At 40.2% G+C, this 24,716-nt stretch carries 20 protein-coding genes; 11 read left to right on the top strand and 9 right to left on the bottom strand.

Annotation, left to right across the window (positions count from 1 at the left end; all coding sequences use genetic code 11):
- Positions 1 to 498: 498 nt before the first annotated feature.
- The 5 genes from AC1M9B_RS08730 to AC1M9B_RS08750 all read left to right on the top strand — a co-directional run bounded on the left by AC1M9B_RS08730 (position 499) and on the right by AC1M9B_RS08750 (position 4,579).
- Positions 499 to 1,473 (top strand): MlaA family lipoprotein, encoded by a 975-nt coding sequence (locus tag AC1M9B_RS08730; protein WP_481591515.1) that lies wholly within the window; start codon positions 499 to 501, stop codon positions 1,471 to 1,473.
- 117 nt (positions 1,474 to 1,590) lie between these two features.
- A complete protein-coding gene (gene gigA, locus AC1M9B_RS08735; protein ID WP_035268527.1) occupies positions 1,591 to 2,559 on the top strand; it encodes an RsbU family protein phosphatase GigA in 969 nt (322 codons plus the stop codon).
- A gap of 112 nt (positions 2,560 to 2,671) precedes the next feature.
- Positions 2,672 to 3,178 carry an anti-anti-sigma factor GigB gene (gigB, locus tag AC1M9B_RS08740; RefSeq protein WP_035268529.1) on the top strand — a complete coding sequence of 169 codons (507 nt, stop codon included), beginning with the start codon at positions 2,672 to 2,674 and terminating at the stop codon, positions 3,176 to 3,178.
- Between the two features lie 38 nt (positions 3,179 to 3,216).
- Positions 3,217 to 4,044 (top strand): carbon-nitrogen hydrolase family protein, encoded by an 828-nt coding sequence (locus tag AC1M9B_RS08745; protein ID WP_481587539.1) that lies wholly within the window; start codon positions 3,217 to 3,219, stop codon positions 4,042 to 4,044.
- A 109-nt stretch (positions 4,045 to 4,153) separates the two neighbouring features.
- Complete coding sequence (locus AC1M9B_RS08750) at positions 4,154 to 4,579, top strand: organic hydroperoxide resistance protein (RefSeq protein WP_481608957.1); 426 nt, start codon at positions 4,154 to 4,156, stop codon at positions 4,577 to 4,579.
- Between the two features lie 228 nt (positions 4,580 to 4,807).
- On the opposite strand, the gene gspE is transcribed toward AC1M9B_RS08750, so the two are convergent.
- A complete protein-coding gene (gene gspE / locus AC1M9B_RS08755; RefSeq protein WP_481608958.1) occupies positions 4,808 to 6,295 on the bottom strand; it encodes a type II secretion system ATPase GspE in 1,488 nt (495 codons plus the stop codon).
- Positions 6,296 to 6,394: 99 nt separating this feature from the next.
- On the opposite strand from gspE, the gene AC1M9B_RS08760 reads away from it, so the two are divergent.
- Positions 6,395 to 7,213, top strand: coding sequence for a hypothetical protein (locus AC1M9B_RS08760; protein WP_092768367.1), 819 nt, complete (start codon positions 6,395 to 6,397; stop codon positions 7,211 to 7,213).
- A 9-nt stretch (positions 7,214 to 7,222) separates the two neighbouring features.
- Positions 7,223 to 8,140, top strand: coding sequence for a mechanosensitive ion channel family protein (locus tag AC1M9B_RS08765; RefSeq protein WP_035268545.1), 918 nt, complete (start codon positions 7,223 to 7,225; stop codon positions 8,138 to 8,140).
- A gap of 29 nt (positions 8,141 to 8,169) precedes the next feature.
- Here AC1M9B_RS08765 and AC1M9B_RS08770 read toward each other — a convergent pair whose 3' ends face one another.
- On the bottom strand, positions 8,170 to 10,881 hold the full coding sequence (locus AC1M9B_RS08770) for a DUF2339 domain-containing protein (protein WP_481591517.1): 2,712 nt from the start codon (positions 10,879 to 10,881) through the stop codon (positions 8,170 to 8,172).
- Between the two features lie 160 nt (positions 10,882 to 11,041).
- On the opposite strand from AC1M9B_RS08770, the gene polA reads away from it, so the two are divergent.
- Positions 11,042 to 13,801, top strand: coding sequence for a DNA polymerase I (gene polA, locus AC1M9B_RS08775; RefSeq protein WP_481596272.1), 2,760 nt, complete (start codon positions 11,042 to 11,044; stop codon positions 13,799 to 13,801).
- Positions 13,802 to 13,879: 78 nt separating this feature from the next.
- On the opposite strand, the gene AC1M9B_RS08780 is transcribed toward polA, so the two are convergent.
- The 5 genes from AC1M9B_RS08780 to ppx form a co-directional block, all read right to left on the bottom strand.
- Entirely contained in the window at positions 13,880 to 14,428 is a 549-nt protein-coding gene (locus AC1M9B_RS08780; protein ID WP_481591519.1) for a YggT family protein, read from the bottom strand.
- Between the two features lie 23 nt (positions 14,429 to 14,451).
- Positions 14,452 to 15,282 (bottom strand): pyrroline-5-carboxylate reductase, encoded by an 831-nt coding sequence (proC, locus tag AC1M9B_RS08785; protein WP_035268555.1) that lies wholly within the window; start codon positions 15,280 to 15,282, stop codon positions 14,452 to 14,454.
- A 21-nt stretch (positions 15,283 to 15,303) separates the two neighbouring features.
- Positions 15,304 to 16,656: a tRNA lysidine(34) synthetase TilS gene (gene tilS, locus AC1M9B_RS08790; RefSeq protein ID WP_481591520.1), complete on the bottom strand. Its 1,353-nt coding sequence runs from the start codon at positions 16,654 to 16,656 to the stop codon at positions 15,304 to 15,306.
- Positions 16,593 to 17,417 (bottom strand): acetyl-CoA carboxylase carboxyltransferase subunit alpha, encoded by an 825-nt coding sequence (locus AC1M9B_RS08795; protein ID WP_035268558.1) that lies wholly within the window; start codon positions 17,415 to 17,417, stop codon positions 16,593 to 16,595. Before AC1M9B_RS08795 ends, tilS begins: the two co-directional genes overlap by 64 nt.
- Positions 17,418 to 17,484: 67 nt before the next feature.
- Positions 17,485 to 19,005, bottom strand: coding sequence for an exopolyphosphatase (gene ppx, locus AC1M9B_RS08800; RefSeq protein ID WP_035268561.1), 1,521 nt, complete (start codon positions 19,003 to 19,005; stop codon positions 17,485 to 17,487).
- A 269-nt stretch (positions 19,006 to 19,274) separates the two neighbouring features.
- On the opposite strand from ppx, the gene trxA reads away from it, so the two are divergent.
- The 3 genes from trxA (at position 19,275) to AC1M9B_RS08815 (ending at position 21,875) form a co-directional block, all read left to right on the top strand.
- Positions 19,275 to 19,601, top strand: a complete 327-nt coding sequence (gene trxA / locus AC1M9B_RS08805; protein WP_035268564.1) for a thioredoxin — start codon at positions 19,275 to 19,277, stop codon at positions 19,599 to 19,601.
- Positions 19,602 to 19,920: 319 nt separating this feature from the next.
- The gene (gene rho, locus AC1M9B_RS08810) at positions 19,921 to 21,189 is read left to right on the top strand and encodes a transcription termination factor Rho (protein WP_035268567.1); all 1,269 of its coding nucleotides are present in this window, start codon (positions 19,921 to 19,923) and stop codon (positions 21,187 to 21,189) included.
- Between the two features lie 401 nt (positions 21,190 to 21,590).
- Entirely contained in the window at positions 21,591 to 21,875 is a 285-nt protein-coding gene (locus AC1M9B_RS08815; RefSeq protein WP_481608959.1) for a hypothetical protein, read from the top strand.
- 142 nt (positions 21,876 to 22,017) lie between these two features.
- On the opposite strand, the gene AC1M9B_RS08820 is transcribed toward AC1M9B_RS08815, so the two are convergent.
- A complete protein-coding gene (locus tag AC1M9B_RS08820) occupies positions 22,018 to 22,314 on the bottom strand; it encodes an integration host factor subunit alpha (RefSeq protein ID WP_035265376.1) in 297 nt (98 codons plus the stop codon).
- Positions 22,311 to 24,692, bottom strand: coding sequence for a phenylalanine--tRNA ligase subunit beta (pheT, locus tag AC1M9B_RS08825; RefSeq protein WP_481591521.1), 2,382 nt, complete (start codon positions 24,690 to 24,692; stop codon positions 22,311 to 22,313). The genes AC1M9B_RS08820 and pheT overlap by 4 nt, the downstream gene beginning before the upstream one ends.
- Positions 24,693 to 24,716 lie beyond the last annotated feature (24 nt).

Genomic DNA, 24,716 nt, shown 5'->3' on the forward strand with positions numbered 1-24,716 from the left:
AATTTCTACCAATTATCAATGATAATATATATCGATCAATCAACCAGTAAAAATCCACACAAGTTGTTCTTCATAATCTCTTAATGATCTTCTTAATGCTTCGTCAGCATCAAGCTAGGTCGGCTATATTACCCTTTCTTTTCAGAAAGTCAACTAGCAATGTTAATTTATTTTCTAACTTATTCTCAAAACTTAGATCCAACCTATTCAGCTAAACCCTTGTTTTTCAACAAGTTTTAATCAACATCACCGCCGATGGATGTGCATTCTACAGTATTCCTCCCCCAATGCAACCTCTTTTTTAAAATTTAATTATATTTTCTTAACAAGTGATTATATTTTCTACAAAATCACTCTTTTTTCACGGTTAATTCACATTTTTTGTGCAAATATACTTTAGTAAACTGCTTTCAACTCTCGCTATAATGGCGTTATTCTGTTCGTACTTACTATTTATTTAATAAGACTAATATTCAGCTTTTATTCTAGGATGTTTTTATGCAGTACTCTCAACTTATTTGGGTCAGTATGTTAAGTATTGGTTTAGCAGCACCCGCTTACGCCAAACAACCTGAGATTGCAGGCAATAAAATTGCTGACGATACTGCATTATCAACATCTGATAAGTTGTCTACCTCAAATGATAATAACCAGCCTTTAAACAACGATATTGCTAAGGCTTCACAACCAGCTTTAGAAAATTCAGTTAACACCAATGGATCTATCAAAGATTTAAAAAATTTAAAAATTGATAATTTCAAAGTCAATGCAACAGCAGCATTACCTGAAAATGAAAAAGATCCACTTCAACCTTTAAACAGACAAATCTACGCATTTAATGATGTTGTCGATCAAAATGTCTTGCGCCCCATAGCCGTGCAGTACGCTGATAAAGTTCCAGAACAAGTTAGAGATTCAGTACGTGGCTTCCGAGACAATTTGGGTGAGCCATGGAATGCTGTAAATCAGGTTGCTCAAGGTCGCTTTAAACGTGCCGCACAAACGTTTGGTCGTTTTACATTAAATACAATTACAACGCTTGGTTTCGCTGATCCTGCACGTCGCTTATCTCTCCCAATGGAAGATGAGGATTTTGGAACTACTCTAGGCTATTACGGTGTCCCTTCTGGTCCTTACCTCGTTCTTCCTTTTATGGGACCAAGCACCCTCCGTGATACTGTTGGTCGCGTAGTGGATAGTCAGGCACGCCCTCAAAAATATTTACTCGATGGTCATGATCGCATCTATTATAGTGACTGGGCACTTAGCGCATTAGATACACGTGCTCAACTTTTAGAGATTGAACAAGTCTTGCAAGGTGACAAGTATGCAGCAATGCGTGATGCCTACTTACAACGAAAAAACTATGTTATTGCTGAAAAACGCGGTTTAGAAACGGGTTCTGGACTATTTATTGAAGATGATTTTTCAGATGATGAATCCTTCATGGATGAGTCTATGGAATCCGAATAGAAACCATATGCAAGTTAAAGTCTAAATCTTCTGTTTTTAGACTTTAACTTGGCGTTCGATATAAGTTCGTCTAAGATAGTTTTATAAATAAAGCATTTAGGATTGATTCTTTCATCTATGTATTTCATTCAACCCACTCGTGACATCCATCTTCTAGATAGCGTTCTAGAGGCTCTGCCGAGTTTACAAATGATTCATATAGATGATCTTCATCTTTACGATTCAACCATCATTGCCATTAGTGATGTTAATGATTTTCTGCAATATAAATGGACCCTCCCTACGATCGTGATAGGTCATGCAGATGAGGGACTTCAACTCTCGCAAGCATGGGAACTTGGTGCACTCGCTGGCTGGATTTGGGATCGTCTTCCAAAAGACCTTGCAAAATCGATTGCTAAAATTGAAGCAAAATACAAACGTAATCAGGACAGCCGCGACCTGCCCTCCGCAGCCGAATTACAAAAAAAACTATTACCCAACCCAATCGACCTACTTAATTATAAAGTCGAGACTTTATTTCAACCGTCAGCTTACTTATCTGGTGATTGGTATGATTATTGGAAACTCAGTGATCGTGAAATCTTATTTTATCTCGCTGATGTTTCTGGACATGGTGTAACAAGCTCACTTCTTACCTCTTGGATGGCTGCATTTCACGGTAGATCGAAAACCCCACGAGAACTCCTCAAAAAACTTAATGGCATGCTTTTACAAGAGAACATCGAAAAGCATATTACAATGATTGCAGGCACATTGAATCTAGAGACCCACCAGCTTAAGTGGTCAAGCGCAGGGCATTACCCTCCAGCAATTATCTTTGAACCTAATCAGGATGCTCGCATCCTCAACACCAGCAGCTTTCCCTTAGGTCTTACTGAAGATCTCGAAATTGAAGAGTTTGAATGTACGTTGAATCGTGGAGCTCGTTTTATTATTTGCTCAGATGGTGCACTTGAACCTTTTGATGGTGGATTGAATGAACAATTCACACAATTGGTCTATCACTTGCAAAATCAATCATTCGAAGTTCCTGAACATGTTGCAGATGATATTGCAATACTCAGCTTCCAACGTCTAAATTAAGTTAATAATCAATAGTGTAGCTGTTTATAAATCGATCTACGACTGAAGACTACTTGAGTATCGACTTGCGCTATGTGATAATTTTAGCATCCTTTCTGCAAATGGCATTTATATGTCAACAGGTCATGTTGAATATGCAAGCTTGGATGGTACGCACATTTTCAAACTCATTGGAGAAGTGCGCGCTCAATCTTGTATAAGCCTTGATAAATTATTATCTCGGATTGAACAACAACAAAACGTCGTAGGCGCAATTGTTGATTTAACCCAAACTACATTCATAGACAGTACTGTGCTTGGAATCCTCGCAAAACTTGGATTAAAGCTCAAACAAGTGCATCAAGTTCAAGCTGTTATGTTATCTACTAACCCAGATATCACTACACTTGCGAACAGTATGGGTCTTGGTCAGGTTTTCGTAATTTTAAACTATTGCGGAGATCCGAATGTGTGCACGCGCGCTTTATTGGACGAACACATCACACATAATGCAATGCTTTCAACTGTATTAGATGCTCATCGTACATTAATGAAATTAAATGCTGATAACCAAAATATGTTCGAACCTTTGGTTAAACAATTAGAACAACAACAAGATACCATCGATCACAGCATCTGATATTCTCTTAAGCATACTGAGCGCTTAAGGAGAACCTCATGACAACCTTACTTTCTGTCACCCAAATGAACTCCCAAAATGATATTGAAAATAACTTTCAAGTCATTGAATCATTGTTAGCAAAAAGTAAGAATCAAGGGGCCTCCTTGATCGTTTTCCCGGAGAATTTCGTTTGTTTTGCGGCAGGCAAACAGCGTGAGACTGCTGAACGATTTGAAGAAATACAATCTCGTTTAGAACAACTTGCTCATCAATATCAAATGTGGATTGTTGCTGGGACACTCCCCTGTCCTTTTCGCCCAGACGGCACCATTGTGCCAGATGGTCGTGTCAGAACAACCAGTCTTTGTATTAGCCCTGAAAAGACAGAAGCACGTTATGACAAGATTCATTTATTCGATGTTCAAGTCGGTGATGCGGTAGGTGGATATCAAGAATCTAAGTTTTTTGAACCAGGTGATCAAACCGTCATTGCTAAAACTCCATTTGGCAATATTGGTTTAATGGTCTGCTATGACCTTCGTTTTCCTGAACTTGCTTTAAAGCTGCGCGCACAAGGCGCAAATATTTTAACAGCACCTTCTGCTTTTACTTACACGACAGGTCAAATGCACTGGCAATTACTTTTACAAGCTCGTGCCATGGATAGTCAATGCCAAGTTTTAGGCTCAGCTCAACAAGGGTGGCACGGTGAAAAAAGACAAACCTGGGGTCACTCTGGTGCTGCGAATTCTCGTGGTCAATTGTTAGATATCATCTCTGAAGAAGGTGCTCAAATGATTACAGTTCCGTTTGACATCGATGAACAGAAAAAAATTAGAGAATCGATGCCATTAATTCAGCATCGTAAACTTATTCAGCTTTAACCTGCTCACACATAAAAAATTGAATACCAAGCTTTACAAAATTACCGCTTATCATTCCTTTTAAATCAGAGAGTATAGATATTCACCTATACTCTATCTGGAAGGAATCATGTCATTAGAAAAAGTTGTTTATACCGCACATGCAAAAGCTACTGGTGGGCGTGATGGTCGTGCTACATCATCAGATCAAATTTTAGATGTTCGGCTCGCTGTACCAAAAGAAATGGGTGGTCCCGGTGGTGGAACAAATCCAGAGCAATTATTTGCTGCTGGTTATTCTGCATGTTTCTTAGGTGCGATGAAATTTGTTGCCAACCGCGATAAATTGAAAATCACACCAGATGCTTATATTGAAGGTGAAGTGAGTATTGGTCCTATTCCAACTGGTTTTGGAATAGCAGCCACTTTAAATATTCATCTGGAAGGCTTGGATAAAGAGCAAGCTCAAAAGCTAGTAGATGCTGCTCATATCGTTTGTCCATATTCAAATGCAACACGTGGCAATATTGATGTGACCTTGAATGTGATTTTTTGATCCAGTTGTTTCAATCCTAAAAATCACGCTGATATGCATATTGCATCTCAGCTTTTTTAGCGTTGTAGGTTAAGTTCATGTTAGAACCCATTTAAAATCAGTTGTTTAACCATATAAAAGAAGCCCTTTCATCTCCGATTGGGCTCTTTTGTTGAATCCTCAGCTTTCGGGCTTAATTTCAAATCAGCGCTTCTTCGTTTTATCGAGAATTATTAAATAATCTCTGAATCACTCCGCCGCTTCGTTTGTTACTCGAAGTACTTCCTCTAATGTACTCTTACCTTCAAGCACCTTTCGTAATCCATCATCACGTATCGAACCTGACTGCTGGCGAGCATAGTTTTCAACTTCAAACTCTGCAGCATTCCCGTGAATCAGACGGCGCATTCCATCATCAACAGGGACGATTTCATAAATGGCGGTACGACCACTAAAACCTGTATGCGCACAATGTTCACACCCCTCTGGTTGAGGCAGATTGAGCGCAATACCATCATGGACATTCTTAAAAATTTCTTTTTCAAAGTCATCCGCGGCACGCCAACTATGACAATGCGAACACAAAGTACGAACCAATCGTTGCGCAATCACACCAATTAAAGAACTCGACAGAAGAAATGGCTCAATTCCCATGTCTTTTAAACGCGTCACTGCACCAATCGCAGTATTGGTATGCAACGTCGACAATACCAAGTGACCCGTCAAAGATGCTTGCACAGCAATTTCTGCAGTTTCTAAATCTCGAATTTCCCCCACCATCACCACATCGGGATCTTGACGAAGCATCGCTTTCAATGCACGCGCAAATGTCATATCCACTTTAGTGTTAACCTGAGTTTGTCCAATACCTTCAAGTTGATATTCAATTGGATCTTCCGCGGTCAAAATATTCTTAGATCCATCATTTAAATCCGAGAGTGCAGCATAAAGTGTCGTCGTTTTACCAGAACCTGTCGGTCCGGTCACGAGAATGATACCGTGAGGACGATGCACTAATTGGGTTAATCGCTCGTAATCATCTTTCATGAGACCCAAATGGGTCATATTTAAACGACCTGCTTGCTTGTCTAAAAGACGCATTACTACGCGCTCACCATGTGAAGAGGGTAAAGTCGAAACACGGACATCCACCTCACGACCAGCCAGTCGTAAAGAGATACGACCATCCTGAGGAATTCGCTTTTCAGCAATATCAAGTTTTGCCATTACTTTAATACGTGAAACTAACAATGGGGCAAGTTCACGACGTGGTTGCACGATTTCTCGAAGTTGCCCATCAACACGTAAACGAACCGATAACTTTTTTTCAAAAGCTTCAATATGTATATCTGATGCACTCACTCGAATGGCTTCGGACAATAATGCGTTAATCAATTTAACAATCGGAGCATCGTCTTCCTGATCCATCAGATCTTCTGCTTCAGGTACTTGATCGGCTAAACTTAACAAGTCAGGATGATCTTCTAAACCAGCAGCCACTTGCTGAGACTCGCCTGTCTCGCCAGCATAACTTGAACTGAGTAACTGACTAAAATCTTGTTCAGTCGCCAATTGATATTGGGCTGTACGCCCCACGTAACGGCGTGCTTCTTGCAAAGCAACCAAAGCTGTATCTTGACGACGGACAATAAAAACTTGATCCCCTTCATAACGCAACAAAACGCCATGCTTTTTTGCAAAACTATACGGTATTTGTATTTGTTTAAGTACTTGCATAAGGGATGATAATCATGATTAAAATTACCTCGAGTGTACTCTAAGCATTTGACAGCGTGAAGACAGTTTTTTAATGAATTTATTTAAGGATATTCCCTATTGTCTCTAGATCAGAAACTTGAGCAAAACCCTTCAACTTTAAGGTGGTGGGGTGAGCAGCATTTTGAACTCAATCAAGTGCGTGCTTGGCAATTTGGTTCATTGCTCTTTCGACTCACTCGTGGCTTACAAGAATGGCGCATGGAGTACTACCGTCCTCAAATTCAATACGACTACGAACAAAAGTGGCAGGAAATGGATGACCCCCATTTTTCATTTCCTCGTCCAGTACATGTTGAACGTTATATGTTCAGGGAAACTCACCCTAAAATTCAATTGATACCACGTCTTGCAGATCGATCTGTGGTGATCCGTCCTGTAGACCCAATTTACATTCCAGCTGGTCAACGTGGCACGCTTTATATTAGTACCCCTCTGTGGCTTTCAGGTTATGTCGAAAGTCAAAAGACCCCATTATTCGATATACCGGTCATTATGCCTAAAGATACATGGTTCGGTCCTGATCAACGCAGTGGTGAAATGTGTTACGCCACTTCAGTCGATGGTCGCACAGAACTCAAACAACTTCGTCCACGTGCATTTCGTGCGGTCACTCCAATTGACTTTCACAATGTCAGTGGACATCAACTCCGTTTCGATCGAATGAATGTACCTGTTCCTGCCCTGCCTTTGTTTTATAGTGAAAGTACAGAGCGATTATGGACGTCACAAATTAAAGTCATTCACGAAGGGATGGATCGACCAGCACGTATTCGTATTGAAAATCGCACCCCACCATTGGCAGGTGATGTAATTTATGTCAATCCAGCACGTGCCCCAGGTAGTACTTTATTTAACATGTTTGATTCATTCTTCTAAGGGGGGCATATGGCAGATAGTCTTACCGGCACCATTGCTGATAGCCTCAAAAGTATATTTACCAATATCAATACGGATCGCTTAACTGAAATTATTATTGCGATTGTGCTTTGCTTTATTGGATTCCTTTTTGCTCGAGTCGTTTCCAATACTTTTGTTAGAACGATCGGCGCCAAATTTAATGCTCATCAGCGTTTGGTATGGCGGCGCGGTATTTTTTATTTTATTTTCCTCATCTTTGTGATGGCGAGTTTAAAAGAAGCAGGTTTTAAATTAAGTGTATTTCTAGGTGCTGCTGGTATCTTGACCGTAGCGCTGGGTTTTGCCTCCCAAACCTCTGCGACGAACTTGATTAGCGGTTTATTCTTGATTGGTGAAGGTTCTTTTGAAATTGGTGACACCATTCAAATTACGTTAATTCGTGGACATACCATCGAAGGCGAAGTGATCTCCATTGATTTACTGTCTGTGAAATTACTGACTCAAGATAATGTCTATGTCCGTTTACCTAATGAGCAATTAATTCGTGCTCCCGTACACAACCTTTCTAAATTCCCGATACGGCGCATCCCCATTACACTTGCAATCAACTTTCATGAAGACATCATTAAAGTACGAGAAGTTTTATTAAAAGTGGCAAACAGCTATCCTTTAGTGTTAGCAGATCCCAAACCTGCTGTAACGGTAACCGCATTCCGTGAATCTTCAATCGAATTGTTATTCGCCATTTGGTGCCAACAGGAAAACTTTTTAAAAGTGCGTGATGAAATGCAAGAGAGGATTCGAAACGGTTTTGTTGATCACCATATTGAAATTCCTGTACCTAAAATGGGTTTTGTTGATCGCCCTCCACAACCCTCGTTAACAGATGAGGAAATAGACCAATACGCCAATGCTAAGGAAATCAAAAGAGAGCCTAAATTATAATGAATTAAGGTTAATGCTTGATCTCAGGATCAAGCATTAGTCTCTTCTACTCGTTTTTGCTCTGGCGCTGGAGCGATGTACGCAATAATCAACATTAATCCTCCCGCGCCTAAAAATGATAAAACTCGACTTAGAGTGCCGATATGGGATAAATCTAACAACACCAACTTAAAAGTCACGATCGCCAAAATACTTGCACCAAACATCCATACCACTCGATTATGGATGATAGCGGCATATTTCATCACAATGAATGCCATGACCACCCACAATAATGTCAACGCCAATTGCACTGCAGAATCTTGCCAAATGATCCACTGGTTATAAGGTGTAGCAAAATAAAAATGTAAGGCTCTAAGAAGTACATAACTACTTACCCATAGCACAGCGAGTAAGATCAAGAATGCGCCAAGTGTTCGCTCTAGCCCCATTCTGATTTGACTGCGAAGCACCTGAATAAGCACCCACAAACCAGTCAGACTGACGAAATCAATAGGGTTTAAGATTGGGATAAAATATTTCCAAAAGGGTTCTACCACCCAAATTTGTGAGCTGACAATCCAGCACAACAATAAAATGAGGCTAGTCTTAGTTAACCAAAGCTTATTCAAGTCTTTTGTTTTAGAAACACTATAGCCATAAAGTATCAAAGGTAAAAGAACAGCTCCCATCATAGGTGACATTGAAACTACACCCACACTGGCACAAGCTAAAGAAGCGAGTCCACCAAAGGCGATCCATTCATTTTCGTACTGAGCATTTGAAATTGGTTTTAACCACAGATAGCTCAGGCCCAAGCAAACCAAGATAAACAAGCCTTGCTCACCAAATGACTGCCAGACGATGACTCCTTGAGTGTATTGATCGATCAGCATAATAGCTGCGAACACTACAATAGGAATCAGCCCCAACCATTTTGGTAATAACCATGACCATGAGACTACTTGGCGCGGTTGTAAGACTAAATTAGCAGCAAAATAAATCGCAGTTGTGAATGCAAGTGTGTAGATTAATCTCATCGGTTCACTAAAACTTTCCACACCTTGATAAAGCAGTAAAAGACTCGCAAAAAAAGAAAAAATAGACAGGAAAATTTTATCTGACAGTGTCAGCTGTTTTTGATAACGCATGACAACATTGGAGACCACAATCGCAAGGATATAACTTAGACCTAGTAACCATGGGATGATATTTGGAATTGATGCTAACTCGATCAAATAGTATACATACGAAAATAATCCAACTGTTAACAACGCATAACCTAATGTTCGCCCTACCCTAAACTCACGATGCAAACCCCACATTAAAATAAGCAGTCCTTCAAAAATCCACCCGATCACACTCCATACTTGTGGGATAAAGATCGGCGGGACAAAACTTAGAAAAATAAAACCTAACATTAAATAATTTTGTTTAATCGCCGTATCAAATTTCGCATGCTGCACAACTTTAAAAATCGCAAAGTGAGTCAATGCAAAACCCAAACACAAGGCAATTTGAACCGATGTTTGATCTAAATACATGAGATGTAAAAATGCATATGCGACCAAGGGACTGACATACATCAATGCGGAGTCAATAATACGCTGACCTAAATGAGCTTGATTTTGATGTGTAGCGAGCTGGTTAAATCTGAAACCCAACCAAATAAATACACTCGCATGTGCAATAACTAGACAGGATAAAACGAATCTCTCTGCAACACCGCCATTCAAAAAGGCATAACCACCACCGATAACAATAATGAGCAGCAACGCTATTTGAGTGAGTATTTTCCATGGATGTAATGTACAAATTACACCTACAACACAATTGACCGCTAGATAATAAGACAGTAATTGAGCTGAGGAAAAATCTGCATGAGGTAATGTGAACGGTGCAATATAAGCAACCAAAACTCCCATCAGGGAAAGCTCCACTGACCGCTGTTTTAAAATCAGCATGACCAACGACAGCATGCTCAAGCTGTAAAGCGTAATCGTATTAATGAGATTTAACAGATTATACTGATAAGCAAATAGAATACTTAATAACAATCCCGCAAAACCCAGTCCTTGTAAAGCAAGACCAAAGCCGCGGTTTTTTTTCTGTATATGATAACCAAAGGCAACACATATGACGGCGATGACAGCAACAGCCAAAAGTTTGATTGAAAGACTTAAGGTCCAATGTTCAACCATATATCTCAATAATAAGACGACCCCAATCACTAGGACGGTAATCGCAACTTTGAGAACAGGATTCCCATGAAAGATCCATCGTCTGATTTGCATCCAAAAACCCAAATCATGCTGCTGATTTGTCTGGATTCCCTCTGAATCTTGTAAAATACTTGTGGTGCTGGTCTGATCGTCTCGATCTAGTTTTATTAGCTTTTCCTGCAAAGCACCGATTTGAATTAATCGTCCCTCAAGTTGGCGCAACCAGTTTAGAAAAAAATAAATCCAGAGTGTTAAACCTAATCCAACCAACCATGTCCAATCGAACAAGCTGCCAATTAGTGCAAGAAATGACGAAATATATAAGGGCAATCGTGATGTATTCTGCTTCGAATAATGAGTCTGTTGCTCAATGTTGGTAAGCGGTTTTTCAACATGATGGGCATATTGCATAACACTTATGATCAATGCAGCAACACATAAAAACGTAATGATCGGCAACGCTAGAACCCAAGCACTGATCGCTACTATGATGAGTAGCATCAACCAAATCATTTTTATTTCACTATGTTGCTTCAGCATACACATCATTCCTTTTTAACTAGATTGATGATACCTCAGCAAGAATTGGCATTTTGCGTTTTTCATCGCATATTCTGTACACTTGATTGCAAATCTTGTATCAGCGCAACTGCTGAAAATCACGTACAATAAAAAAGTTAATTGGATTAGGAACGTTTCAATGCCACCATTTGTCTTGGTCGATGGGTCATATTTTTTATTTCGTGCTTATCACGCACTACCACCGCTAACGACGTCAACAGGTTTACAAACCAACGCAATTCGCGGAGCTATTTCTGCTATCCAAAAATTAATGCGTCGTGTTCAACCTACACACATGGCTGTCATTTTTGACACACCTGAACCAACTTTCCGTCATCAACTTTCCCCAATATATAAAGGGGATCGACCGAGCATGCCTGACGAACTCGCTCAACAAATTCCGTATTTACATAATTTAATTCGTGCTTTAGGTATCCCACTCCATGCCATACCTGGTGCGGAAGCCGATGATATCATCGGTACGCTGGCAAAACGTGCAGAAAAAGAAGGCTATCAAGTCTTGATTTCCACAGGCGATAAAGACATGGCTCAATTGGTCACGGACAAAGTGACACTTGAAGACAGTTTTAAAGACAAGCCCATGGATGTGAATGGCGTTTTTGAAAAGTTTGGTGTTTGGCCGAACCAAATTATTGATTATTTAACCCTCATGGGAGATGCCTCTGACGGCATCATGGGCGTTCCTGGTATCGGGGCAAAGACTGCGGCTAAACTGCTGAATGAATATGGTTCAATAGGCGGAATTCTTGAAAATGTCGATAAAATTAAAGGCAAAGTAGGCCAAAATATTAAAGACAATGCAGATGGTATTGCGCTAGATCATCAGCTAGCAAGTATTGTTTGTGACTTAGACATGAATCTGACCTACGATGATCTTAAACTCCGAGATCCAAATGTTGCAGAGTTACGTCAGCTTTACACCGAACTTGAGTTTAGAAATCAACTTCAGTCTCTAGATCATCCCAACAATCCAAATAGTGCTGCGTATAAACAATCAAGTCAAGTTATCGCAAAACCGAGTACTGCAACATCGAAAATCGAAGACCAAGCGGTTCAAACTAGTGTAGATGATCAGCTTGGCGAGGCAACTTACCATACCGTTTTAACACCAGCGGATTGGGAAAAACTCTTTCAAAGATTGACTACTGAGAAACGCTTTGCTTTCGATACTGAAACCACAAGTTTAGATTATCGTGTTGCAGAGATGGTAGGCTTCTCTGTGGCATTTGATGCCCAAGATGCATATTACGTTCCGCTTGCTCACGATTATGAAGGTGCTCCAGAGCAATTGGATCGCGACGCTATTCTTGCGCAAATCAAACCAATTTTAGAAAATGCTGAGATTGAGAAGATTGGTCATCATTTAAAATATGATGCTCATATTCTCGAAAATCATGGAATTCATTTACAAGGCTGGTACTTTGACACCATGCTTGCCTCGTACGTGCTCAATGCTGTGGCGACGCGCCATGGTATGGATGACGTTGCGCGCGTTTATCTTAGCCACTTAACCACCACTTACGAACAAGTGGCGGGCAAAGGTGCTAAACAAAAAACCTTTAATCAAATTGAAATCGAAACAGCAGCTCATTATGCCGCTGAAGATGCCCATGTAACCTATCGTTTGTATGAGGTATTGGAGCGTAAGCTTAAAGAAATCCCAGAGCTTCTCAATATTCTTCATCAAATCGAAATGCCGACAGCTGCAGTTCTGACGACGATGGAAGAAAATGGAATTCAGCTCGATTTGAGTTTCCTCGATCAATTGGGTCAAGAATTTTCTAATACAATTCTAGAGTTAGAAAATCAGATTATCGAAATCGCTGGTCAACCTTTTAATGTCAGCTCACCTAAGCAGGTGGGTGATATTCTTTTTGATAAGTTAGGTTTAAAAGGTGGTAAGAAAACTTCAACAGGTCAATACAGTACTAGCGAAAGCATTCTTGAGAAAATTGATCACCCGATCGCTGCACTTATTTTAGAATATCGTGGCTTGTCTAAATTAAAAAGTACCTATACTGACGGTTTAATCAAACAAGCCAATAACGAAAGTCATCGTGTTCATACCAGCTACCATCAAGCTTTAACCGCAACTGGACGATTATCTTCTACTGATCCTAATCTTCAGAATATTCCAATTCGCGAAGAGATCGGTCGTCAAATCCGAAAAGCTTTTGTTGCACCTGAAGGTCGGGTTTTACTTGCTGCCGATTACTCACAAATTGAACTACGTCTTATGGCACATTTTTCACAAGATGAGGCTTTAGTTGACGCGTTTAATCACGGCCAAGATGTTCATCGCCGTACTGCAGCAGAAGTATTAAATATTGCTTTGGATGATGTAACCAATGATCAACGTCGCCAAGCCAAGGCCGTCAACTTTGGATTACTTTATGGCATGTCTGAGTTTGGTTTAACACGTCAATTGGGATTCACACGCGAAGAGTCTCAAAATTACATTAAACAATATTTCCATCGCTATCCTGGCATTTATGAATATATGCAACGCACACGACAAGTCGCATTAGAACAAGGCTTTGTTGAAACCATTACAGGGCGACGCTTATACACACCAGATATCGATGCGCGCAATATGATGATTCGAAAGGCAGCTGAACGCGCTGCAATTAATGCGCCTCTTCAAGGTTCTGCTGCGGAGATTATAAAAATGGCAATGATCGAAGTAGATAAAATTTTACCTAAAGATCAGGCCAAATTATTATTGCAAGTTCACGATGAATTAGTGTTTGAGGTAGATGAAGCGATCGCTGACGAGATCGCTATTAAAATCGCAGATGCAATGCAAGGCGTTGTTCAACTCTCTGTGCCACTTGTTGTTGAAGTCGGCAAAGGGAAAAACTGGGGCGAAGCGCACTAATTTCTAAGATTCTTAGATTGTAAAAAAGGACTCAAATGAGTCCTTTTTTATGAGATTGTTTAAATCCGCAATTTAGATTTAACCAATTGATTTCAACATGATTTCAGCAATATAAAGTGTAAAAAATGCAAGGATAGGAGAAAGATCAATCATCCCTAAATTTGGCATTACTTTACGGAATGGTGCCAACATCGGTTCAGCTAATTCTTGAATCACTTCAATATATGGTGAACGTGTTTGTGAAAACATCAAAATCCAACTACATATAATGTAAGCAAACAGCAAATATTTAAGAATTGAAATTAATGCCTGCAACATTGAAAGTACTGTTGAACCAATAAAGTACAATGCATCGCCTGTTGGTAAGGAATTTAAATATTTATAGCCAAATACCTTAAGAAAATACAACAACACGATCAGCACTAAAGCTGCTAGATTTACACGCCCCTGTGCCACAGTTGGCAAGATTCGCCCAAACACATCTACAATTTTAGTTGCTTTCACTGTCGATAGCACAACAGGGTTATATGGACTGACTGCCGCCAATTGCATTAAAAAACGGAAAAATACCAATAAAATCGCAACATTAATGATAATGTCAAAAAATAGCGCAGAGTTCGCACCCATACTTCAATTTTCCTAAAATTTAATTATTTAGAACTATCACTTAATTCCTGAGCGAGCTCCTGACTGCGTTTTTTTGCAGCCGCAAGAGCAGCTTGAATATTCTGTGAAATTTGCGCTCGATCAAAAACTTCCAAGGCCGCTTGAGTTGTACCATTTGGTGATGTCACATTTCTACGCAGTTCAGATGGCGTATTAGAACTGGTGATCGCCATTTGTGCAGCACCGAGAGCTGTTTGTAGCGTTAATGCTGTTGCAGTTTTCTCATCCAAGCCTAAATTTTTCCCAGCACGAATCATACTTTCCATCATATAGAAAAAGTACGCTGGACCTGACCCCGATACCGCAGTTACTGCATCAATTTGCTCTTCTGAGTTTACCCAAAGTGTTAAGCCTGTTGCAGCTAAAATCTGACTTGCCAATTCACGCTTTGCTTGGTCAACAACGTCATGAGCATATAAACCATGGGCACCTGTTTGAACCAATGCAGGTGTATTAGGCATGACACGAACAATAAACTCCGTCCCCGTTAATGCAGCAATCGTTGCAATTTCAGCTCCTGCTACAATCGAAACAATTAACTTATTCTCAAATTTATCTTTTAACGGTTTAAGAACTTGTGCCAGTACTTGTGGTTTCACCGCCAGAACAACAACATCAGCATTTTGGATCGCGTCTTCATTATTGTCTGTAACTTGAATTTCTTTTTCTTTTAATAACTCTCTCACACGTTCTACAGGATCGGAAACTGTAATACGCGTTGTTGGTAAACCACGACTAATCAACCCTCCAATTAGGGCTTGAGCCATATTACCACCACCAATGAAACAAATATTACAGTTTAACGCAACACTCATGAACGACTCTCAACCTTGATTTTATAGCGATGAAACTAACTTTGGCTGCCAACCACCGACTTCACAATACTCTGATTCAGCCAGCCAAAACCCTTTTGGCGTGAAAACACCAAGCATAACATTATCTAAGCTTAAAATTTGAATAGTATGACGCTTCCATGGAAAAATTTGTGCCTCTTGAATTGCTTTTTTTAATGGCCATTTCCCCACACGTCCATGCAAATGGACTTTTTCCCCACCTTGACGATAATGCAATGTCAAAGGCTGATTTAAAAGTTCTGTACGCAGACCATACTCTTCCTGATGTTGGCAGATCTTAAATTGACCCGAAGCTAAATTTACAACTTGCTGGATTTCAAATTTTATTTCTGAATCAGTTGTATTCGATTCTGCTAAGTATTCATCCTTAGCAACTCGATATAAGATGTTTTGGAAACGAACATAATATTGTCCATTCCAATGCAATGCTGCTTGTGCATCAGGTTTCGCCAAAATAACTTCTTCAGTCAACCGCTCTACCATCTCAAATGCAGGACGGTATTGATCCTTACCTTTCATCCAATTGGATAAAAGTTGTCTTCTTCTTGCTAAACTTAATTGATTGAGTTGTCGTAAATCTAGATGATCATCATCGCCACAGAACGCCAAATCTTGCTGTAAAACCTCTTGCAAAATTTCATCCGCATCTTGCATCAGCACACTAGTTCTCACAATCGCCTGTTGCATTTTAGGGAATCGGCTTTGCAAAATATTCCAAAGCTCATGACGGCACCAAGCTCGATCATAATGCGTATCAAAATTGGTCGGGTCATCCACGTAGGGCAATTTGAGTTGTTCTACCCATTGGCAAATCTGCTCACGACTTAGATTCAATAATGGTCGCCAAATAATGATGTCTTCACGTGAATCTAATAATTTCATCGCGGACAACCCCTGTATTCCAGCACCAGAGAACAAACGTAATAATACGGTCTCAGCTTGATCCTGCTGATGATGTGCCAGTACTAAAATATCTGTGTCGGATAAATGATGTTTAAAAGCTTGATAGCGTGCTGCTCGAGCTTGCTGTTCCAAATTCCCCTCAGCAACTTGAACTGTCTCGAGAACCACAGGGATGTGCGCTGCTATACAAAATTGATGGACGAATTCAGCCCATTCCTGATTTGCAGATTGCAACTGGTGGTTAATATTAATCGCACGGATTTTTTGGGGAATTAATTGAGACATGATATACAGCAACAGCATGGAATCCATGCCGCCACTGCATCCCACTAAGAACGTGTGTTCATCACCAAATTTGGCAATTTGTTTTAAGAAGCTAGACCTGAATTGTCGCTGCCAAACTTCATTAAACGTTGGTAACGTGCTTCGCATCTTGCATTTGCATCCATTGGAACAAGCTCATCAAGTGCAGCTTGTAACACATGTTTTAATTTATCCATGACTACGTCTGGCTGAAGATGAGCACCCTCACCTTCATCTACAACATACTCAACAATACCAAGTTCTTTCAGTTTATCCGCAGTGAGTGCAAGTGCTTCACTCGCTTGCTCAGCTTTTTCAGCAGTTTTCCAAAGAATTGAGGCACAACCTTCAGGTGAAATCACAGAGTAAATACTGTGAGAGAGCATAATCACACGATCTGCAACGCCAATGCCTAATGCGCCGCCAGAACCACCCTCGCCTAGAACAGTCGCGATGACAGGTACTTTTAAACTTGAGAGCTGAGCTAGGCTCGTAGCAATTGCTTCTGCTTGTCCACGCTCTTCAGCACCAACACCAGGGTATGCACCCATGGTGTCAATAAATGTGAAAACTGGAAGATTAAAGCGTTCAGCCATATCAAGTAAACGCTGAGACTTGCGATAGCCTTCTGGATTACTCATCCCAAAATTATGCTGTAACTTTTCACGTGTACTACGACCACGATGTTGACCAACCACCATCACAGCCTGACCATTAAAACGCGCTAAACCGCCAACCATTGCACCATCATCACCATATAAACGGTCACCATGAAGTGCATCAAATTCTGTAAAAATTTCGCTCACATAATCTAAAAATTGTGGGCGATCTGGATGACGCGCAATTTGAACCGTTTTCCATGCTTTAGATTGAGCAGCTTTATTTTTCATAAGTCGATGAATATCCCTAAATTAACTATAACGTAGTTAACTAATAAAATTCGTTTATCAGCTTTTGTTAGCCAATAAATTGTTCCGACTGAATATTCAAAACGATATCCCAATGTTTAAATTGCACCTGCTCATCATGCAGCTCTGCAACCAACAAAGGCCATTGTTTTGCATCACCAGAAACTTTCAGTTGCCATTGTTGCTCATCTAATATCTTTAATTCAATGGCAGGAAGCATCTCATCGCTTCGGCTGTGATTCAGCAAAATTGCGAGACGAAGGAGCAAACATAGATAGACAAGTTTAATTCCACCGACTTTCGTCACATCATTTTTTGCTTCAGCACGCAATTTACGGCGATGATGAGCGACCAAATGTGACAAATGATTTTGATCAATTTGTGAAAAACCAGCAATGTCAGAATGCTGAAGCAAATATGCGCCATGACGATGATAACCACTATGACTAATCGCTAAACCTATTTCATGAAGATAAGCAGCTCGACGTAGCAAATCACTATCGTCATTATTTAGACCAAGCGTTCCTGCCACGCTATCAAATAATTGTTGAGCCGTTTCAACAACACGTTCTGCTTGTTTTTGATCAGCACCATAACGCCCCATCAAGGCTTGTACGCTACGATCTCGAATATCTTCATGCTGGAAACGCCCGAGTAAATCATACATTACACCTTCTCGTAAGGCGCCATCTGAATAGACCAGTTTATCAACTTGAAGAACTTCAAATACAGCGTATAAAATCGCAATACCCGCAGGTAGGACTGCACGACGATCTTCCTTAAGACCTTCAAATTCCATGTCTGAAATATGTTTGTATTTGAGTAATTTATCTTTAAGTTTTTCCAAGCCTTCACGCGTCAAGTTTTCCTGATCATCGCTCCAGCCCATATTTACCGCAATTTGACGACAGGCTTTAATGGTTCCACTTGAACCAACAACAGTATCCCATCCTGCCGCACGATAAGTTGTCGCGATACCCGAGATTTCTTTGCGTGCAGCAGTCACCGCACGATCGAAAGCTTTTGGATTAATATCGCCGTCTGCAAAATAGGCCTTCGTAAATGCAACACATCCCATTTGCACGGATTCAGTATGAATCGGCTCAAACTCTTCACCAATGATTAACTCAGTCGAGCCACCACCAATATCAATCACCAAACGGCGACCGCTGTTCGCCATAGTATGTGATACACCTAAATAAATTAAACGTGCTTCTTCACGACCAGCAATAATTTCAATAGGTTTAGGCAGAATTTCAGCTGCTTTTTGAATGAATTCATGCCCATTTTTAGCTTGGCGCAACGCATTGGTGGCGACAATTCTTAAGCGATTGGATTGGACTGAACTTAGGCGCCCTACAAATCGAGCTAAGCATGCTAAACCACGTTGTTGAGCAGCTTCTGTCAAATTTTTATTTTCATCTAAACCTGCGGCCAATTGGACCTTTTCAGACATCGATGCGACTTTTTTTACCTCACCATGATCAACTCGAGCAATCGCCAAGTGGAAGCTGTTTGAGCCCATATCAATGGCTGCAAGGAGTTCTTCATCAATCAAAAAATCAGACATTGTTGCGCTAAGTTCAACCAGAATTGTGCCTAGATTAATTCACATAACTGTAATTTAAAAGCCATTTATTTAGTCAATTTAACGACTATTTAAAAAATCATCATATATGACAATTGTGTTACACCGATCATGGAAATCGTGAGCATCAATTAGACATTTACAGAATTTAGTCCGAAAATAAACCCTATCCCCTACTTTGTTAAAGTGGTCTATGTAATACTTATATACATAGATAGACCGTTTTCAAAAAATTATTCGGAGCAAATTCCATGTCTGCTAATATTGTTAATACAACTGATGCTAATTTTGAAGCTGACGTTTTAAATTCTGACACGCCAGTTCTTGTTGATTTTTGGGCAGGCTGGTGTGCGCCATGTAAAGCTATTGCTCCTGTACTTGAAGTTTTAGCAACTGAATACGAAGGTAAGGTTAAAATCGTAAAAGTTGACGTAACTTCATGCGAACAAACTGCTGTAAATTACAATATTCGTAATATCCCAGCTTTATTGATGTTCAAAAATGGTGAAGTTGTTGCTCAACAAGTTGGTGCAGCTCCTAAATCTAAACTTGCAGCTTTTATTGAAGAAAATATCTAATTCTTTCAATTTTAATTGCCTTGAAAGCGTCAAATTTTTGGCGCTTTTTTTGACGGTAAAATTGACAAAGAGCCATATCTCACTTATATTGCATGATCAAGAAACACTTGGACAATTTCTCCTCGTTTCTTACAATACACAAAACATAAGATCGCCGCTCGGCTAAAGAAATTGTTTACACATTTCTCCTCGAAAGAACTTACTAGATTCTGAGTTTGTTATTGTGCAAATCAATTGCTGCTCTTTTCTTGCACTGCGGATGTCTTTTGCTTCTATTCTATCTGTGTTCCACACTTCCTTTTTATTCAATCGACCATTTATGAACTTAACTGAACTCAAGAAAAAACCGATAGGCGAACTCATCAAAATTGCTGAGTTCATGGGCCTTGAAGGAATGGCACGTAACCGTAAGCAAGACATTATTTTTGCCATTTTGAAACGCCATGCTATGAATGGTGAAGAAATTTTCGGCGATGGTGTTCTTGAAATTCTGTCTGATGGTTTCGGTTTTTTACGTTCTGCAGCAGGGTCTTACCTTGCGGGTCCAGATGACATTTATGTCAGCCCTTCTCAAATTCGCCGCTTCAATTTGCGCACTGGGGATACGATTACAGGTACGATTCGTCCACCAAAAGAAGGCGAACGTTATTTTGCACTTTTAAAAGTGAATCAAATTAACTACGACACGCCAGAAAACTCTCGCAATAAGATTCTTTTCGAAAACTTAACGCCTTTATTCCCAACTGAACAATTAGTGATGGAGTTAGGAAATGGTTCGACTGAAGATTTAACTGCGCGTGTTGTCGATTTAGTTGCTCCAATTGGTAAAGGTCAACGTTCAATAATTGTTGCACCACCTAAAGCTGGTAAGACAATGTTAATCCAAAACATTGCTCAATCTATTGTTCGTAATAATCCTGAATGCTTCCTAATCGTTCTTCTCATTGATGAGCGCCCAGAAGAAGTAACAGAAATGGAACGTACCGTTCGTGGTGAAGTTGTTGCTTCAACATTTGATGAATCACCTGCACGTCACGTTCAAGTCGCTGAAATGGTGATTGAAAAAGCGAAACGTTTGGTAGAACACAAAAAAGACGTTGTTATTTTGCTTGACTCAATTACACGTTTAGCACGTGCATATAACACGGTTATTCCATCATCAGGTAAAGTTTTAACTGGTGGTGTTGATGCCCACGCTTTAGAACGTCCAAAACGTTTTTTCGGTGCTGCACGTAATATCGAAGAAGGTGGTTCACTTACGATCATTTCTACTGCTTTGATTGAAACTGGCAGTAAAATGGATGAAGTAATTTACGAAGAATTCAAAGGTACAGGTAACCAAGAAATTACGCTTGATCGCCGTATTGCTGAGAAACGTGTATTCCCTGCGATGAATATCAAGAAATCTGGTACACGTCGTGAAGAACGCCTCATGGATGAAGATAAACTTCGTAAGGTTTGGATTTTACGTAAGCTTCTCCATCCTATGGATGAACTTGCTGCGATGGAATTCTTACTTGATCGCATGAAGGAAACCAAGACCAATGATGATTTCTTCGATCAAATGAAACGCAAAGCTGCCAACTAATACGCAAAAGGCCATCATTTACTGATGGCCTTTTATTTGGGTTGACACCATTTACATAAATACACAATACCGACTTTTGAATGTAACTTTTCTTGCAAGTATGTGATTTTTATCATCTTGTATTTTAATTCCCTTTATTTTTTAAGTATTTACTTAGTATTTATCCAATTCAAAATGCAAAAATGATTGTAATTTTCTGTTAAAAATAGGGTCAAATTTCTCATTTTTTAAGCATTTTTTCATTTCGCCTAGTAGTAATTCAAAATACTCAGTGATAGCATGTCGGCATACCAGTTAGGCTGCTCCATGCGTTATTAACCTTACTAACGTTAGGAATAATAAAAGCACACAACAGACTAACCGGGTTTTTTGTCTCAATTTATTTTAATGAGAGTGATGCCATGTTATTCAAAAAAATTGCTATTGCTGCTGCCGTTGCTACTACTTTAGCTTTCGTTGGTTGTGCTAAAAAAACTGAAGAAGCTGCTGCTGATGCAAACGCTGCTGCATCTGAAGCTGTAGAAGCTGCTTCTGAAGCTGTTGTAGCTGCTGACGCTGCTGCTGTTGAAGCTTCTTCTGAAGTTGCTGCTCAAGCTGACGCTGCTGCTTCTGAAGCTACTGATGCTGCTGCTGAAGCTACTGACGCTGCTGCTGACGCTACTGCTGCTGCTTCTGCTGCTCAATAATCTAAAGTTTAGATTATTCGAAAAAAAGAGAACCTTTGGTTCTCTTTTTTTATGCGCTGAATTTTATGAATACGCATAAAGTTAAGAGCATAAAAAAACCTGAGCTGAGCTCAGGTTTTTTTAATGTTATTTGATCAAGCGATTAATCGACTTGCTCTGTCCCTACACGCTGTCTAAACTTTTGACCAGCACGGAAGGTCACTACACGGCGTGCAGAAATAGGAATCTCCTCACCTGTTTTTGGATTACGCCCTGGACGCTGACGCTTGTCACGCAGTTCGAAATTACCAAAACCCGATAATTTGACATGTTCACCTGCAATTAATGCCTGGCTAATTTCATCAAAAAACAACTCAACCATTTGTTTAGCTTCACGACGATTTAAACTCGTCAGCTCACTCAAATGATCAGCCATTTCTGCTTTTGTTAATGCTGTCATGAGGCCCTCAATGTCGCTTGGTAAGTGTTTTCTAACACTTGTAAAATATTATCCATACCAGATTTAATTTCAGCATCCTCAAGCGTGCGACTCGGATGCTGCCATAAAAGTGCAAACGCCAATGAACGTTTACCCTCTTCTACACCTTGACCCGTATACACATCGAATAACCAAGAAGAATCAAGTAACTCTCCTCCAGTTTTTTCGATAAGTTGCTGAATTTCACTAACATTAATCTTATCACTAATTAAAACTGCAATATCACGTCTCACTGAAGGAAATCGTGATAATTCTGTAAAATTAGATACATAAGTTTGCAAAACAGACGATTGATCGAGTTCTGCTACCCATGTCGTTGCGAGATCAAGCTCATCTTCAAGCGATGGATGTAAACGACCAATATAACCAATTGATTGTCCGTCCACTAAAATTTCAGCAGATTGACCTGGATGTAACCATGAACGCTCTGAACGCACATATTCTACTTGAACTCGCCCAGCCGCCAATACAGCTTCAATTTCACCTTTAAAATCGAAGAAATCCATTGGCTGAGGTTTAGCATGCCAAGATTCCTGATTCTTCGCACCTGTTGCCACAATCGCAAGTGTAGGTATTTGCTTAAGATCATGAATACTGGTGGCTTCTTGATAATCAAAACGTAAGCCAAGCTCAAAGAAGCGTACGCGACTTTGTTGACGATTAACGTTGTATTGGACACAAGGAATTAAGCTTGAAAGTAAAGTCGAACGCATTACAGCCAAATCACTTGAAATTGGATTTGCCAATGCCAAAGGATTTACACTTGGATTTAACTGTTTTTCAAGTTTTAGATCAGCAAAACTAAAGCTGATTGCCTCTTGATAACCAAGTGCAACCAAAGTTTGACGTAATTGTGCAACTTCAAATTGATCTTGGTATTTTGCAAGTTTCACATCAATCACAGGCAAGCTGATTTGAATGTTGTCATAACCATGAATACGCGCAACCTCTTCAATTAAGTCTTGGTAGATTGCCATATCATAACGATGTGATGGCGGTACGACAGACCATTGACCTTGTGCTTTAATTGCTACCTGACAACCTAGACGTGTTAACGCATCAGTAATAAAGTCAGAGTCAACTTTATAACCAAGAAGTTGATCAACTTGCGCCTGCTCAAGCTCGATTGCTTCTCGTGTTGGTAATACTGCTGGATTTTCTGCTACCGTAATTGGACCAAATTCACCACCTGCAAGCTCAGAAATCAACTGAGATGCACGGTGCATTGCGATCATTGGAAGTTCGAAATCTACTCCACGCTCATAGCGCTGAGACGCATCTGTATGTAAACCGAAGCTACGCGCACGACCCGCAATATGAAGTGGTGCAAAGAATGCTGATTCAAGGAAGATTTCAGTCGTTGCGTCTGTCACCGATGAAGACAAGCCACCCATGATGCCCGCAATTGCTAATGCTTTTTCGTCATCTGCAATCACCATCACGTTGTCTTGCATTTCAACTTCTTGCTCATTCAAGAGAACAAGTTTTTCACCTGCAGTTGCTTGACGAACGTGTACCGCACCTTGAACTTTACCACCATCAAATGCGTGAAGCGGTTGACCCAACTCCATTAATACATAGTTGGTAATATCAACCAAGATACTGTGCTGACGGATACCAGAACGAGCCAGTGCACGCTCCATCCATTCAGGAGTTGGCGCTTTGGTGTTGACGTTTTTGATCACACGACCTAAGTAACGTGGGCAACCTTCAGTAGATACAACGACCTTCTTTTCATCAGCAATCGTTGCAGCCACTTCTTTAATTTCAGGCGCAGTCACGGGAACTTGGTTAATCACACCAATTTCACGTGCAATCCCACGAATACTGAAACAGTCACCACGGTTTGGTGTGATACTAATATCAATCACGTTGTCATCAAGGTCTAGATATTCACGTACGTTTACACCGACTGGCGCGTCCGCGGGAAGCTCGAGTAGACCGTCGATTTTATCTTCTAAATCAATTTCAGATGCACCGCACAGCATACCCTGTGATTCAACACCACGAAGCTTACCTTTTTTGATTTTAAAATCACCTGGCAATACTGCACCGATGGTTGCTACGGGTGCTTTCATTCCTGCACGTACATTAGGTGCACCACAGACGATTTGTAATGGTTCACCCACACCAATGTTGACAGTCGTTACACGTAAACGATCTGCATCTGGGTGCTGTTCTACCGTAAGTACTTCACCTACAACCACACCTGTAAATGGTTTTGCAGCAGGAGATAAATCATCTACCTCAAGGCCAAGCATGGTCAGTTGGTCAGATAAAGTATCGCTATCGATGGCTGGGTTAACCCATGTGCGTAGCCAATTTTCGCTAATTTTCATTGATATAAAACCTGTAATTCAAAT

Source organism: Acinetobacter sp. ANC_7513 (assembly GCF_056779915.1).